The organism is Variovorax sp. GW821-FHT09A10 (genome assembly GCF_059418385.1).
Window position 1 is genome coordinate 340,945 of record NZ_JBWKPT010000002.1, and the last position, 12,510, is coordinate 353,454.

Here is a 12,510-nt window from a genome sequence, read left to right on the forward strand (position 1 = left end):
AGGAAGGAGGTCATGGCCGCGATCGTAGCGGCGGCATGCGGTAGAGTAAAGAGTCTTTACGAAATTTTCTGCGCCACCTGCTGCATGCGGCCTCGCTGTGGATGCCATGCAACAGCGCCGGGGCCCCGCGATAATTGGCGGTTTGCCCGCCTGCCGCCGCGCGCAACGACCGACGACTGCCTTGCCTTGACGACCCTCACACCTCCCGCCCCCCTGCGCATCGAGTTCCCCGAATCGCTCCCGGTCTCCGGCCGGCGCGAGGAGATCATGGCCGCCATTGCGGCGCACCAGGTCGTGATCGTCTGCGGCGAAACGGGCTCGGGCAAGACCACGCAGCTGCCGAAGATCGCGCTGGCGCTCGGGCGCGGCAAGCTCAACGCCGAACCCGGCAAGGGCCGCCTGATCGGCCACACGCAGCCGCGCCGCATTGCCGCGAGTTCGGTCGCCAAGCGCATCGCCGAAGAGCTGAAGACGCCGCTGGGCGACGTAGTCGGCTTCAAGGTGCGCTTTCAGGACCGCCTGAGCCGCGACGCCTCGGTGAAGCTGATGACCGACGGCATCCTGCTGGCCGAGACGCAGACCGATCCGCTGCTCAAGGCCTACGACACGCTCATCATCGACGAGGCCCACGAGCGCTCGCTGAACATCGACTTCCTGCTGGGCTACCTGCGCGAGATTCTTCCGCGCCGGCCCGACCTGAAGATCATCGTCACCTCGGCCACCATCGATGCCGACCGCTTCGCGCAGCACTTCGCTTCGGCCAAGGGCCCCGCGCCGACGATCATGGTGTCGGGGCGCACCTTCCCGGTCGAGCAGCGCTACCGCCCGTTCGAGGAGTCGCGCGAGCACGACCTGAACGACGCCATCGCGGACGCGGTCGACGAGCTCTGGCGCGACCCGCACAACGCCGGCGACATCCTGATCTTCCTGCCCGGCGAACGCGAAATCCGCGAGGCGGCCGACCACCTGCGCCGCCACGTCAGCCACCAGCCGTTGTTCCGCAACGCCGAGGTGCTGCCGCTGTTCGCGCGCCTCTCGGGCCCCGAGCAGGACCGCATCTTCGAAAGCCACCACGGCCGTCGCATCGTGCTGGCCACCAACGTGGCCGAGACTTCGCTCACCGTGCCGGGCATTCGCTACGTGATCGACACCGGCACGGCGCGCGTCAAGCGCTACAGCTTCCGCAGCAAGGTCGAGCAGCTGCTGGTCGAGCCGATCAGCCAGGCCGCGGCCAACCAGCGCGCGGGCCGATGCGGGCGCGTGGCGAACGGCATCTGCATCCGCCTGTACGACGAGAAGGACTTTGCGGGCCGCCCGCGCTTCACCGACCCGGAAATCCTGCGCTCGTCGCTCGCGGGCGTGATCCTGCGCATGAAGTCGCTGCGGCTGGGCGACGTGGCGCGCTTCCCGTTCCTCGAAGCGCCGTCGCCGCGCGCCATTGCCGACGGCTACCAGCTGCTCAACGAGCTGGGTGCGGTCGACGACGCCAACGAGCTCACGGCCACCGGTGCCGAGCTGGCGAAGCTGCCGCTCGATCCGCGCGTGGGCCGCATGATTCTGGAAGCCCGCACACGCGGCGCGCTCGAAGAAGTGCTCGTCATCGCCTCGGCGCTCAGCGTGCAGGACGTGCGCGACCGACCGATGGAAGCCCAACAGCAGGCCGACCAGGCGCACTCGAAGTTCGACGACGAAAAGAGCGAATTCAGCGGCTACCTGCGCCTGTGGAAATGGATTGCCGACGCGCGCGGCGGCCACGGTGACACGCACAAGCTCAGCAACCGCCAGTACGAGCAGTTGCTGCGCCAGAACTTCATCAACATCCGCCGCGTGCGCGAATGGCGTGACATCCATTCGCAGCTGCTCACGGTGGTCACCGAGCACAAGTGGCGCATCAACGCCACGCCGGCCGGCTACGAGCCGCTGCACCTGTCGATGCTCGCGGGCCTGCTCGGCAACGTGGGCTGGAAGCTCGAGGACGACGAGGCCTACCTCGGCGCGCGCGGCATCAAGTTCTACAAGCACCCCGGCGCGCACCTGAAGAAGAAGCCCGGGCGCTGGATCGTCGCGGCCGAACTGGTCGAGACCACGCGCCTGTTCGGACGCGGCATCGCCAACATCGAGCCGCAGTGGCTCGAACAGGTGGCGGAGCATCTGCTGAAGAAGCAGCTGCTCGATCCGCACTGGGAAAAGAAGGGCGCGCAGGTCTCGGCGCTGGAGCGCGCGACGCTGTACGGCCTCGTGGTGTACAGCGGGCGGCGGGTCGATTTCACCAAGGTCGATCCGGTGTCGGCGCGCGAGATCTTCATCCGCGAAGCGCTGGTCGGCGGGCAATGGGAAAGCAAGTTCCCGTTCCTCACGGCCAATCGCAAGTTGGTGCGCGAGGTCGAAGGCCTGGAGCACAAGGCGCGCCGGCAGGACGTGCTGGTCGACGACGAACTGATCTTCGCCTTCTACGACGCGCAGCTGCCGGCCGACGTGGCCAGCGGCATCACCTTCGAGAACTGGTACCGCCATGCCTCGAAGGACCAGCCGCGGCTGCTGTATCTGACGCGCGACGAGCTCATGCGCCACCAGGCGGCCGGCATCACGACGCAATCGTTCCCGCCCACGCTGCGCCTGGGCGGTGTCGATTGCGCCGCGAGCTACCTGCACGAACCGGGCGATGCGAAAGACGGCCTCACGGTCAGCGTGCCGCTGTTCGTGCTCAACCAGGTGAACGAAGAGCGCTGCGAGTGGCTGGTGACCGGCATGCTCAAGGACAAGATCCAGGCGCTGCTCAAGAGCCTGCCGCAGCGCCCGCGCTCGCGGCTGGTGCCGCTGCCCGAGTCGGCCACGAAGCTGGCGGAGGAGCTGTCGGCGCCCGAACTGTTCGGCACCGGTTCGCTCACCGACGTGCTGCTCAAGCGCGTGCGCGACCTCACGAGCATCGACGTGAAGCGCGCCGACTTCAAGCTTGACATGCTCGCGCCGCACCTGTTCATGAACCTGCGCATCGTCGACGAGCACGGCCGCCAGCTGGGCATGGGCCGCAACCTCGGCGCGCTGAAAGCCGAGCTGGGTGCGCAGGCGCGGGGCGCGTTCCAGGCGCTCGCGGGGCTCAACGTGAAGGCCTCGCCGGCTGCCAAGGCTGCGCCTGCCGCCGAAGGCCAGGCGCCCGCGAAGAGCGCCGCGCCCGAGAAGGCAGCACCCACGCTGCCCGCCGGCCAGCGCTACACGAGCTGGACCTTCGGCGAACTGCCCGAGCTGATGGAAGTGCGGCGCGGTTCGCAGTCGCTCATCGGCTTCCCGGCGCTGCGCGACGAAGGCGATGCCGTGACCATCGAGGTGTTCGACGAGCCCGCCGTGGCCGCCGCGAAGCACCGCGCCGGCCTGCGCCGCCTGTTCGCGTTGCAGCTGAAGGACGCACTGAAGTACCTCGAGAAGAACATCCCCGACCTGCAGAAGATGTCGGTCGCCTACATGCCGCTGGGCACGTCGGAAGAGCTGCGCACGCAGATCATCGACGTGGCGATCGACCGCGCCTTCCTGCAGGAGCCGCTGCCGACCGACGAGTTCGCCTTCAAGAAGCGGCTCGAAGAAGGGCGCGGGCGGCTCACGCTGATCGCCAACGAGGTGGCGCGACTCGCGGGCGTCATCCTCGTGGAGTACGCGGCGGCGGCGCGCAAGATCAAGGACACGAAGATCCAGCCCGAAGCGGTGCAGGACGCGGCGCAGCAGCTGCAGAAGCTCGTCGGCAAGCGCTTCATCGCCGATGCGCCGTGGACGCAGCTGCAGCACTTCGCGCGCTACCTCAAGGCCATCGTGCTGCGCCTGGACAAGCTGCGCGCCGACCCCGCGCGCGACACGGCCAAGCTGGCCGAATTGAAGCCGCAGGAGCAGCGCTACTGGCGCCTCGTGGCCGAGCGCAAGGGCGTGGTGGACGACCGCATGCTCGAATTCCGCTGGCTGCTCGAGGAGCTGCGCGTGAGCTTCTTCGCGCAGGAGCTGCGCACGCCGCAGCCGGTGAGCGTGAAGCGGCTCGACAAGGCCTGGGCGCAGCTGCAGGCGTAAAAAAGCCCGCGGCGACGCGGGCTTTTTTCATGGCGGCCTGGGCGCTATATGCGGCCCATGAGCACGAGGATCACCACGATCAGCACCACGAGCCCGAGGCCACCGCTGGGCCCGTAGCCCCAGGCCCGGCTGTAGCCCCAGCTCGGCAGCGCGCCGATCAGCAGCAGGATCAGGACGATCAGCAGAATGAACGAGAGAGACATGTTTTTCTCCTGGGACGTTGTTGTCACGAGCTTTCATGCTCATCGTCCCGGGGCGCCGCGAGCGCCGGAGAGCCGCCCCTGACGCGGTCAGGGCTGTCCTACCGTGGGCGTCGGCGCTTTACCGGTGCGCCTGCCAGCAGGAAGTGCATGGCCACGCCCACCGCCAGGAAGATGGCCCCCAGCCCGCCGACGATGGCGGCGCCGCCCCACAGGTCGAAGAAGCCGTCGAGCCGGGCGTCCTGCGGGTTCGCGGGATTGAAGAACACGCCCACGACTTCGCCCTTGTCGTACGCAGGCGGGTTGCTGCTGCTCGAGGGCGAGAACTCGACGATCGCGCCCGAGGGCAGCGTGAAGCGCACCAGCGGGCGCCACGTCGGCGAATTGCTGCGGCTCGAACTTCCCGCGGACTGCAGCGCGATCACCTCGCCCTGCGCCTTGCCGGCCGATGCGATGAATTTCGTGGTGTTCTGGTAGAGCAGCCAGCCGCCGAGGAGCATGAGCGCGCCGACGAGCGTGAAGATGCGCGTGATGAGGCGGGTGGGGTTCATTCGGGTGGCCTTCAGTTGCGCATCCACTCGACCGACAAGGTGCCCACGGCGGCCAGCACCAGGCTCGATACCAGGAAGCCCGCGGCCCCCAGCGTGGCCAGCAGGGCCCGTCGCCAGGGGCGCGTGCGGAAGAAATAGACCGGGATGCCCAGCAGTGGAAACACCCCCGCGAGCAGCGCCGAGCGACCAGGCGCCGGCACGCCGCGCACCAGGCCGTCGGCCCGGCACCACGTGTAGCACAGCGCCGAGATGAGGAACACATGCACCACGTCGAACGCGGTGTAGTCCTTGCCGCGCAGCGGCGGCACGAAGGCGTCAGCCACGCCGACCACGAGGAACGACAGGCCCAGGGCCAGCAGGATCCAGCGCGGCCGGTTCATCGTCATCGCGGTGCCCGGATCGCGGCGGCCGGCGTCAGAGCTTCGCGAGGCGGTCGAGCGCGGCGAGCAGCGTCTCGTCCTTCTTGGCGAAGCAGAAGCGCACCACGCGCTGGTCGAAGCCGTCGCCGTAGAAGGCCGACAGCGGGATTGCCGCCACGCCGATCTCGCGCGTGAGCCAGAGGCAGAACTCGGCCTCCGACAGGTCGCTCACGGCCGAGATGTCCACGCACTGGAAGTAGCTGCCTTCGCTGCGCAGCAGCTTGAAGCGGGTCTTCTCGGCCAGGCCGGCCGCGAACAGGTCGCGCTTGCGCTGGTAGAAGGCCGGCAGCTCCAGGTAGGGCTCGGGCCTCGCCATGTACTGTGCGAGCGCGTGCTGCATCGGCGTGTTCACGGTGAACACGTTGAACTGGTGCACCTTGCGGAACTCGGCCATCAGCGGCGCGGGCGCGGCCACGAAGCCGACCTTCCAGCCGGTGACGTGGTAGGTCTTGCCGAAGCTGCTGACGATGAAGCTGCGCGCCGCCAGGCCGGGGAAGCGGGCCACGCTTTCATGGCGTGCGTCGTCGAACACCATGTGCTCGTAGACCTCGTCGCTGATCACGAACACGTCGGTGGGCGCGAGCAGGTCTTCGAGCTGGCGCATTTCGGCCTCGGTCCAGACCGTGGCGCTCGGGTTGTGCGGCGTGTTGATGATGATCGCGCGCGTCTTCGGCGTGAGCGCGGCGGCGATCTTGTCGAAGTCGGGGCGGAAGGTGCCGGGCACGAGCGGCACGCGCACGACCTTGCCGCCGGCCAGGTCGATGTTGGGCACGTAGCTGTCGTAGCAGGGCTCCAGCACGATCACTTCGTCGCCGGGGCGCACGATGGCCAGGATGGCCGTGATGATGGCCTGCGTGGCACCGGCCGTGACCGTGATCTCGGTCGCGGCGCTGTAGCTGCGGCCGTAGAGCGCTTCGATCTTGGCGGCAATGGCGTCGCGCAGCGACGGGATGCCCGGCATCGGCGGGTACTGGTTGTGGCCGGCCGCCATGGCGGCCGTCACGTCTTCGAGCAGCTTCGGATCGCAGTGGAAATCGGGGAAGCCCTGGCCGAGGTTCACGGCGTTCTTCTCGGCCGCGAGCGTGGACATCACGGTGAAGATGGTGGTGCCGACAGCCGGCAGCTTGGTGGTGATCTCGGGCGTGCGGGGAGAAGACGAAGGGGTGGCGGTGCTCATGGTCGGTCGTCGCGGGGAGAAAGGCTGGAGGATCAGAGTTCGTAGTCTTGTTGATGGCCGCTCAGGGCCTTCGCGATCAGGTTGCGGTCGAGGCGGTCGCTCAGCAGCTCGGCGAACTTGAAGACGAAGTTGCGCAGGTAGGCGCTGCGCTTGAAGGCGACGCGCGCGATGTTCTGGCCGAACACGTGGCCCATCGGGCGCACCACGAGGTCGGCGTTCGACTCGTCGCGCACGGCCATCTCGGCCACGATGCCCACGCCCAGGCCCAGGCGCACATAGGTCTTGATCACGTCGGAGTCGATGGCTTCGAGCGCGATGCGCGGCGTGAGCTTCTTCTGCGCAAAGGCATGGTCGATGCGCGTGCGGCCGGTGAACGACGGGTGGTACGTGATGATGGGTTCGAGCGCCAGGTCTTCGAGCGACACGCGCTCCTTGGCCGCCAGCGGATGGTCCTTGGGCAGCACCAGCACGTGCTGCCACTCGTAGCAGGGCAGCGTGACCAGCTCGGCATAGCCGTCGAGCGATTCGGTGGCGATGCCGATCTCGGCGATCTCGTCGATCACCATGCGCGCCACCTGGTCGGGCGAGCCCTGGTGCAGGCTGACGTTGACCTTCGGGTAGGCCTCGCGCAGGTTGGCCACGGGCACCGGCAGCACATAGCGCGCCTGCGTGTGGGTGGTGGCGATGGAGAGGGTGCCGCTGTCCTGCGCGCTGAACTGTTCGCCGATGCGCTTGAGGTTACCCACCTCGCGCATGATGAGTTCGATGCTCGCAATGACGTGCTGGCCGGGTTCGGTGATGCGCTTCAGGCGCTTGCCGTGGCGGGCGAAGATCTCGACGCCGAGCTCTTCCTCGAGTTCGATGATCGCCTTGGAGACGCCGGGCTGCGAGGTGTGGAGCGCCTTGGCCGCCTCGGTGAGGTTCAGGTTGCGCCGCACGGCTTCCTGAACAAACTTGAACTGGTGCAGATTCATATCAAATTCCGTCTGATTGCGGAATTCATTATGCCTTTGAAGTCTATAAAAATGACCGGGACTTCAGGATTTGATGGCGATCCGGGCCAGCAAAGCGACCAGTTCGGGCGATTCGCCCACGATCGGGGCCAGCGAGAACGCCACGGCGGGCCAGCGCTGGCGCAGGGCGTCGAGCTGCAGCGGCAGGTCTTCGCGGGCGTGCTTGCCCATGCCCAGGAACAGCGGCACCACGTGCACCGCGGTGGCGCCGTCGGCAATCAGCGCGGCGGCGGCGGTCGGCAGGTCGGGCGTGGCCAGTTCCATGTAGGCACACAGCACGCGCACGGCGGGGTCGTCTTCGCGCATGCGGGCGGCGACGGCCTCGATGGGCTCGCGCCAGCGCGCGTCGCGCGAGCCGTGCGCGAGCAGCACCGTGCCCGGCACCTGCGCTGTCGTCATCGCCTCAGGACCAGCCAGCTGAAGGCGGTCAGCGACAGCACCGAATAGATCATTCCCGGCGCCGCCGCGGTGAGCCAGGGCGACCAGTTGCTCAGGTTGCCCAGGTAGCCGAACACGTTGTTCAGCAGGAAGAAGCTGATGCCGATCATCACGCCGCCGAACACGTAGGTCGTGATGCCGGCCTGGCGGAAGTGCAGGTAGGCGAAGGGCAGGGCGAGCACCACCATCACCAGGCACGACAGCGGATAGAACACCTTGCGCCAGAACTCGATCTCGTAGCGCTGCGCGGTCTGGCCGTTGGCGTTCAGGTGCCGGATGTAGTCGAACAGGTCGATGGTGCTCATGCGGTCGGGCCGCAGCAGCGCGACCGACACCATTTCGGCAGTGAGCGAGGTGGGCCAGTCCATCGTGTCGACCTGGGTGGTCGTGATGCGGGCCTTGTCGGCGCTGCGGGTTTCGTAGTCCTGCTGCTCGACCTCGGACAGCACCCACTTGTCGTCGCGGATGCGCGCGGACTTGGCCATGAGCTGCTTGCTCACGTAGCCGTTGCCGTCGAACTCGAAGATGCGGGTGTTCTGCAGCGAGCCGTCGCGCGAGATGGACAGCACATTGACCGCATACGACGTGTCGCCGCGCTTTTCCTTCAGCCAGGCGCCGGTGTTGCCCACCAACGAGTAGGTGCCCTGGTAGCGCGACTTGAGCAGCTGGCCGGTGCGTCCCGACAGCGGCGCGATGTAGTCGCCGATGGCAAAGGTGAGGATCACGAAGCCCAGCCCCAGCAGCAGCAGGGTGCGCAGCGCGCGCCACGGGCCCAGGCCGCTGGTGCGCAGGATGGTGTATTCGGAGCTTTGCGCCAGCCGCGCCATCACGAAGATGCAGCCGATCAGCACCGTGATCGGCAGCAGTTCGTACAGGTGGCTGGGCACCAGCAGCAGCACGTAGATCAGCGCCTGCACCGGCCCGTAGGCCAGGCTTTCGGGTTTGCCCACGGACTGCAGCTCGTCGACGAAGTCGAAGAAGAAGAACAGGCTCAGGAAGCCGAGCGTCACGAAGGCCACGGCCTTCAGTGCCTCGACATAGATCAGTCGGCGGATGGTTTTCACGAGGTCGGGTCGATCCGGGAAGGCGGTGCGGCCGGCGGGGCGCCGGCGGTGGCAGCGGCGCTGGCGCGGGCCTGGCGGCGGGCCGACCAGTTGTTGTTGCGCAGCGTGAGCCAGGCCGTGGCGAACAGGAAGACGCCGCCGTGCAGCAGGAGCATGAACGAACCCATGCCGTAGCGGCCCGAACTGATCCAGCTCTGGCCGAGGTTCAGCAGGTTGTAGTAGACGACGAAGGCGAACAGCGCGAACACCAGGTTGCCGCTGCGTCCCACGCGCGGGTTGACGCTGGACACCGTCAGCGCCAGCAGCACGAAGTTGATGGCGGCCAGCAGCATGCCGAAGCGCCAGCCCAGCTCGCCCAGGCTGGCATCGCTGCGGTCGCGCAGCAGCGAGAGCGTGGAGCGCGCGCGCGTGGGCGTGCTGTCGTCGGTGGCGTTCGAGCTGCCCCCGGCGCGCGTGCCGTAGGTCTTGAACTCGCTGATCTTCAGGCCGGTGGCTTCGAACAGCGGGCGCTCCAGGCGCTGGCCGTTGCTCAGCAGCAGGAAGCGGTGGTTGTCGATGTCCTCGATGCGGCCGCTGCGCGCCGACGTGGTGATCTGCAGGCCCCGCTCGACGGCCCAGATGAACACGTTGGTGGCAGTGGCGCCGTCGGGCGTGTCCTTGTCGATGAAGAACACGCGCAGCCGGCCCGAGGACTCGCGGAACTCACCGGGCGTGACGCGCTCGATGTCGCTGCGCTGCTCGTACTGCTGGCGCATGCCGATGGTTTGCGAGTTGGCCCAGGGCCAGCCCACCAGCGCCATGGCTGCGATGAGCAGCAGCACCGGCCAGGCGAATCGGAACAGCGGCTGGACGAAATCGGCCAGGCCGCGCCCGCTGGAGAACCAGATCACCATTTCGCTGTCGCGGTACATGCGCGAGAGCGTGCCGACGATGGCGATGAACAGGCTCAGGCTCAGGATGGTCGGCATGTAGCCGAGCACCGTGTACGCCATCACGAGGAAGACCTCCTGCGGGTTCACGCTGCCCTTGGACGCCAGCCCGAGCGTACGGATGAGCATCATGGTCATCACGATGGTGACCAGGACGACGAGGGTCGCTCCGAAGCTGCGCGACAGCTCCTTGCGTAGGGAAGAATGGAATAACATCGTTCGAGGAAAAAAAGGATTATGGACTTTCAACTCAAGACCCTCACCGTCGCCCAGGCCGCCGCCGAGAAATCCGACCTCCTCATCGTGCTCGTCGGCAGCGCTCTCCCCACCGCCAAAGACCCCGTTTCCGTGCTCGCCGCCAGCGCCCGCAAGGCCGGCGACCTGCCCGACAAGGCCGGCAAGCTGCTCGCGCTGTACCGCCCCGAGGCCGTGGTGCCGTCGCGCGTGCTGCTGGCCGCCATCGGCGACGGCAAGGCCGCTTCGGTGCGCAGCGCCGTGAGCGCGGCAGTGGCCGCCGCCAAGGCCAACGGCCCCAAGCGCGTCGTGATCGTCTTCGCGCAGCCGGCCGACGCCGCCGCGGCGGCCGCCGCCGTCACGGCCGCGGCCGATGCCAGCTATGTCTACACCACGACCAAGTCGAAGGCCGAGCCGCGCAGCATCCGCCACCTGACGCTGGGCGTGTCCGAGGCCGCCAGCCCCGCCGTCAGCAAGGCTTTCGACGACGCCCGCGCCACGGTCGCCGGCATCGAACTGGCCAAGGAGTGGGGCAACCGTCCTGCCAACCACGCCACGCCCACGCTGCTGGCCGACGCCGCCAAGGGGCTGGCGAAGCTGCCGCGCATCAAGTGCGAAGTGCTGGGCCCGAAGGAAGTCGAGAAGCTCGGCATGGGCGCATTCGCCGCCGTGGCCCAGGGCTCGGCCGAACCGCTGCGTTTCATCGTGCTGCGCTACCAGGGCGGTGCGAAAGACGAGGCCCCCGTGGTGCTCGTGGGCAAGGGCATCACCTTCGACACCGGCGGCGTCTCGCTCAAGCCCGCGGCCGAGATGGACGAGATGAAGTTCGACATGTGCGGCGCAGCCAGCGTGCTGGGCACCTTCCGCGCGCTCGGCGCGATCCAGCCGGCGATCAACGTGGTCGGCCTGATTCCCTCGTGCGAGAACATGAACGACGGCAAGGCCGTCAAGCCCGGCGACGTGGTCACCAGCATGAGCGGGCAGACCATCGAGATCCTGAACACCGACGCCGAAGGCCGTCTCATCCTGTGCGACGCGCTCACGTACGCCAAGCGCTTCGACCCCGCCGCCGTCATCGACATCGCGACGCTCACAGGCGCCTGCGTGGTGGCTTTGGGCGGCGTGCGCAGCGGCCTGTTCGCCAGCGACGAATCGCTGGCCTCCGCGCTCGAATCGGCCGGCGAGGCTTCGCAAGACCGCTGCTGGCGCCTGCCGCTGGACGACGACTACGCCGAAGGCCTCAAGAGCAACTTCGCCGACGTGGCCAACATCGCCGGGCGTGCCGGCGGCGCGATCACCGCGGCCAAGTTCCTGCAGCGCTTCACGGCCGACTACGCCTGGGCGCACCTGGACATCGCAGGCACGGCCTGGAAGAGCGGGGCGGCCAAGGGCTCGACCGGCCGGCCCGTCGGCCTGCTGGTGTCGTACCTGACGAACCGCGCAGGCGGCAACGCTGCCGCACCCAAGGCCGAGAAGGCTGCCAAGCCCGCAAAGAAGGCCGCTGCGCCCAAGGCCCCGGCCAAGCCGGCCCGAAAGGCCCGGTCCGCGCAGTGACCGACATCGGCTTTCACTACAACGCGCCCGATAAGCTCACCTACGCTTGCCGGCTGGTTCGCAAGGCCGTGAACACACGCGGCCTGCGCGTGGTGGTGGTGGGCGATGCGCGCGCGCTCGACACGGTCGACGCGGCGCTCTGGCAGCTGTCGCCGGTCGACTTCGTCGCGCACTGCCGCGCCGATGCGCCGGCCCATGTGGTCGCGCGCTCGCCCGTGATCCTGTGCGCCGAAGGTTCGGACGCGGCCTCGCTGCCGCACCGCGAGATGCTGGTCAACCTCGGCCTTGAAGTGCCGGCCGGCTTCGAGCGCTTCGAGCGCATGATCGACATCGTGAGTGACGAGGCCAACGACCGGCAGGTCGGCCGCACCCGCTGGCGCCACTACGCCGACCGGGGCTACACGATCCAGCCGCACGATTTCGCAAGGAGCGCTTCCTGATGGCCAGCACGCTGCGCACGCCGCCCCGGTTCGTCCCGACGCTGACGACCGTGCTCGAGATCCCGGCCGAGCCCGTGCCGGTCGCCGAGACGGTGCGACCCACGGGGGCATCGGTGTCGCAGCCTGCGCCGCCCGACCCTGCGAGCGCCGTGGCATTGCCGCCTTCGGTGCCGCTCACGCCGGCTGAAATCGTCAGCCTCGAAGAGCAATTGCTGCACCGCGTGCTGCAGCGCGTCGACCTGTCGCTGGAAGAGCGATTGAGCGACGCCGTGTCAGCTGCCGTTCAGCATCAGCTCGACGAAATGGTGCCGCGTCTGCGCGGCGAAATCGAGGCCGTGCTGCGCGCGCTCGTCATCGAATCCATGGCCGCTGAACTCTGTGAAAACACAGGGGAAAACACAGGGTCTACGCCAACTTCCGGCGCATAAATCCTCGGCTAAA

12 protein-coding genes are annotated in these 12,510 nt (G+C 67.9%); 4 read left to right on the forward strand and 8 right to left on the reverse strand.

All coding sequences use genetic code 11. The features are described 5' to 3' along the window. The first annotated feature begins 84 nt into the window (after positions 1-84). Positions 85-4,050 (forward strand): ATP-dependent RNA helicase HrpA, encoded by a 3,966-nt coding sequence (hrpA, locus tag AC07Q9_RS08380; protein WP_495308705.1) that lies wholly within the window; start codon positions 85-87, stop codon positions 4,048-4,050. Between the two features lie 44 nt (positions 4,051-4,094). Here the strand turns inward: hrpA and AC07Q9_RS08385 are convergent, their stop codons facing one another. The 8 genes from AC07Q9_RS08385 to lptF all read right to left on the reverse strand — a co-directional run bounded on the left by AC07Q9_RS08385 (position 4,095) and on the right by lptF (position 10,057). Then, positions 4,095-4,253: a DUF3309 family protein gene (locus AC07Q9_RS08385; RefSeq protein WP_093195340.1), complete on the reverse strand. Its 159-nt coding sequence runs from the start codon at positions 4,251-4,253 to the stop codon at positions 4,095-4,097. Between the two features lie 98 nt (positions 4,254-4,351). After that, on the reverse strand, positions 4,352-4,801 hold the full coding sequence (locus AC07Q9_RS08390; protein ID WP_307588468.1) for a DUF3592 domain-containing protein: 450 nt from the start codon (positions 4,799-4,801) through the stop codon (positions 4,352-4,354). A gap of 11 nt (positions 4,802-4,812) precedes the next feature. Further along, entirely contained in the window at positions 4,813-5,187 is a 375-nt protein-coding gene (locus AC07Q9_RS08395; protein WP_495308708.1) for a rard protein, read from the reverse strand. 28 nt (positions 5,188-5,215) lie between these two features. Further along, the gene (locus tag AC07Q9_RS08400; RefSeq protein ID WP_369628971.1) at positions 5,216-6,397 is read right to left on the reverse strand and encodes a pyridoxal phosphate-dependent aminotransferase; all 1,182 of its coding nucleotides are present in this window, start codon (positions 6,395-6,397) and stop codon (positions 5,216-5,218) included. Between the two features lie 32 nt (positions 6,398-6,429). Further along, a complete protein-coding gene (locus AC07Q9_RS08405) occupies positions 6,430-7,371 on the reverse strand; it encodes a CysB family HTH-type transcriptional regulator (protein WP_056580504.1) in 942 nt (313 codons plus the stop codon). A 63-nt stretch (positions 7,372-7,434) separates the two neighbouring features. Further along, positions 7,435-7,809, reverse strand: coding sequence for a sirohydrochlorin chelatase (locus tag AC07Q9_RS08410; protein ID WP_495308710.1), 375 nt, complete (start codon positions 7,807-7,809; stop codon positions 7,435-7,437). Then, complete coding sequence (gene lptG, locus AC07Q9_RS08415) at positions 7,806-8,912, reverse strand: LPS export ABC transporter permease LptG (RefSeq protein ID WP_492676975.1); 1,107 nt, start codon at positions 8,910-8,912, stop codon at positions 7,806-7,808. The genes AC07Q9_RS08410 and lptG overlap by 4 nt, the downstream gene beginning before the upstream one ends. Continuing rightward, a complete protein-coding gene (lptF, locus tag AC07Q9_RS08420; protein ID WP_492676976.1) occupies positions 8,909-10,057 on the reverse strand; it encodes an LPS export ABC transporter permease LptF in 1,149 nt (382 codons plus the stop codon). The genes lptG and lptF overlap by 4 nt, the downstream gene beginning before the upstream one ends. A gap of 21 nt (positions 10,058-10,078) precedes the next feature. Here lptF and AC07Q9_RS08425 point away from each other — a divergent pair, with 21 nt between their 5' ends. The 3 genes from AC07Q9_RS08425 to AC07Q9_RS08435 are packed head-to-tail and all read left to right on the forward strand — an operon-like array spanning position 10,079 to position 12,497. Next, positions 10,079-11,629, forward strand: a complete 1,551-nt coding sequence (locus AC07Q9_RS08425) for a leucyl aminopeptidase (RefSeq protein ID WP_495308712.1) — start codon at positions 10,079-10,081, stop codon at positions 11,627-11,629. Beyond that, complete coding sequence (locus AC07Q9_RS08430; protein WP_095948627.1) at positions 11,626-12,069, forward strand: DNA polymerase III subunit chi; 444 nt, start codon at positions 11,626-11,628, stop codon at positions 12,067-12,069. Before AC07Q9_RS08425 ends, AC07Q9_RS08430 begins: the two co-directional genes overlap by 4 nt. Then, complete coding sequence (locus tag AC07Q9_RS08435) at positions 12,069-12,497, forward strand: hypothetical protein (protein WP_495308714.1); 429 nt, start codon at positions 12,069-12,071, stop codon at positions 12,495-12,497. The genes AC07Q9_RS08430 and AC07Q9_RS08435 overlap by 1 nt, the downstream gene beginning before the upstream one ends. The last annotated feature ends 13 nt before the right edge of the window (positions 12,498-12,510 follow it).

What these genes read in the sequence shown, in the direction of transcription:
- hrpA (WP_495308705.1), top strand. Translation starts at nt 85, where the DNA reads ATGCGGCCTCGCTGTGGATGCCATGCAACAGCGCCGGGGCCCCGCGAT.
- AC07Q9_RS08435 (WP_495308714.1), top strand. Translation starts at nt 12,069, where the DNA reads ATGGCCAGCACGCTGCGCACGCCGCCCCGGTTCGTCCCGACGCTGACG.
- lptF (WP_492676976.1), bottom strand. Translation starts at nt 10,057, where the DNA reads ATGTTATTCCATTCTTCCCTACGCAAGGAGCTGTCGCGCAGCTTCGGA.
- AC07Q9_RS08390 (WP_307588468.1), bottom strand. Translation starts at nt 4,801, where the DNA reads ATGAACCCCACCCGCCTCATCACGCGCATCTTCACGCTCGTCGGCGCG.
- AC07Q9_RS08400 (WP_369628971.1), bottom strand. Translation starts at nt 6,397, where the DNA reads ATGAGCACCGCCACCCCTTCGTCTTCTCCCCGCACGCCCGAGATCACC.
- AC07Q9_RS08385 (WP_093195340.1), bottom strand. Translation starts at nt 4,253, where the DNA reads ATGTCTCTCTCGTTCATTCTGCTGATCGTCCTGATCCTGCTGCTGATC.
- AC07Q9_RS08405 (WP_056580504.1), bottom strand. Translation starts at nt 7,371, where the DNA reads ATGAATCTGCACCAGTTCAAGTTTGTTCAGGAAGCCGTGCGGCGCAAC.
- AC07Q9_RS08410 (WP_495308710.1), bottom strand. Translation starts at nt 7,809, where the DNA reads ATGACGACAGCGCAGGTGCCGGGCACGGTGCTGCTCGCGCACGGCTCG.
- AC07Q9_RS08395 (WP_495308708.1), bottom strand. Translation starts at nt 5,187, where the DNA reads ATGACGATGAACCGGCCGCGCTGGATCCTGCTGGCCCTGGGCCTGTCG.
- AC07Q9_RS08425 (WP_495308712.1), top strand. Translation starts at nt 10,079, where the DNA reads ATGGACTTTCAACTCAAGACCCTCACCGTCGCCCAGGCCGCCGCCGAG.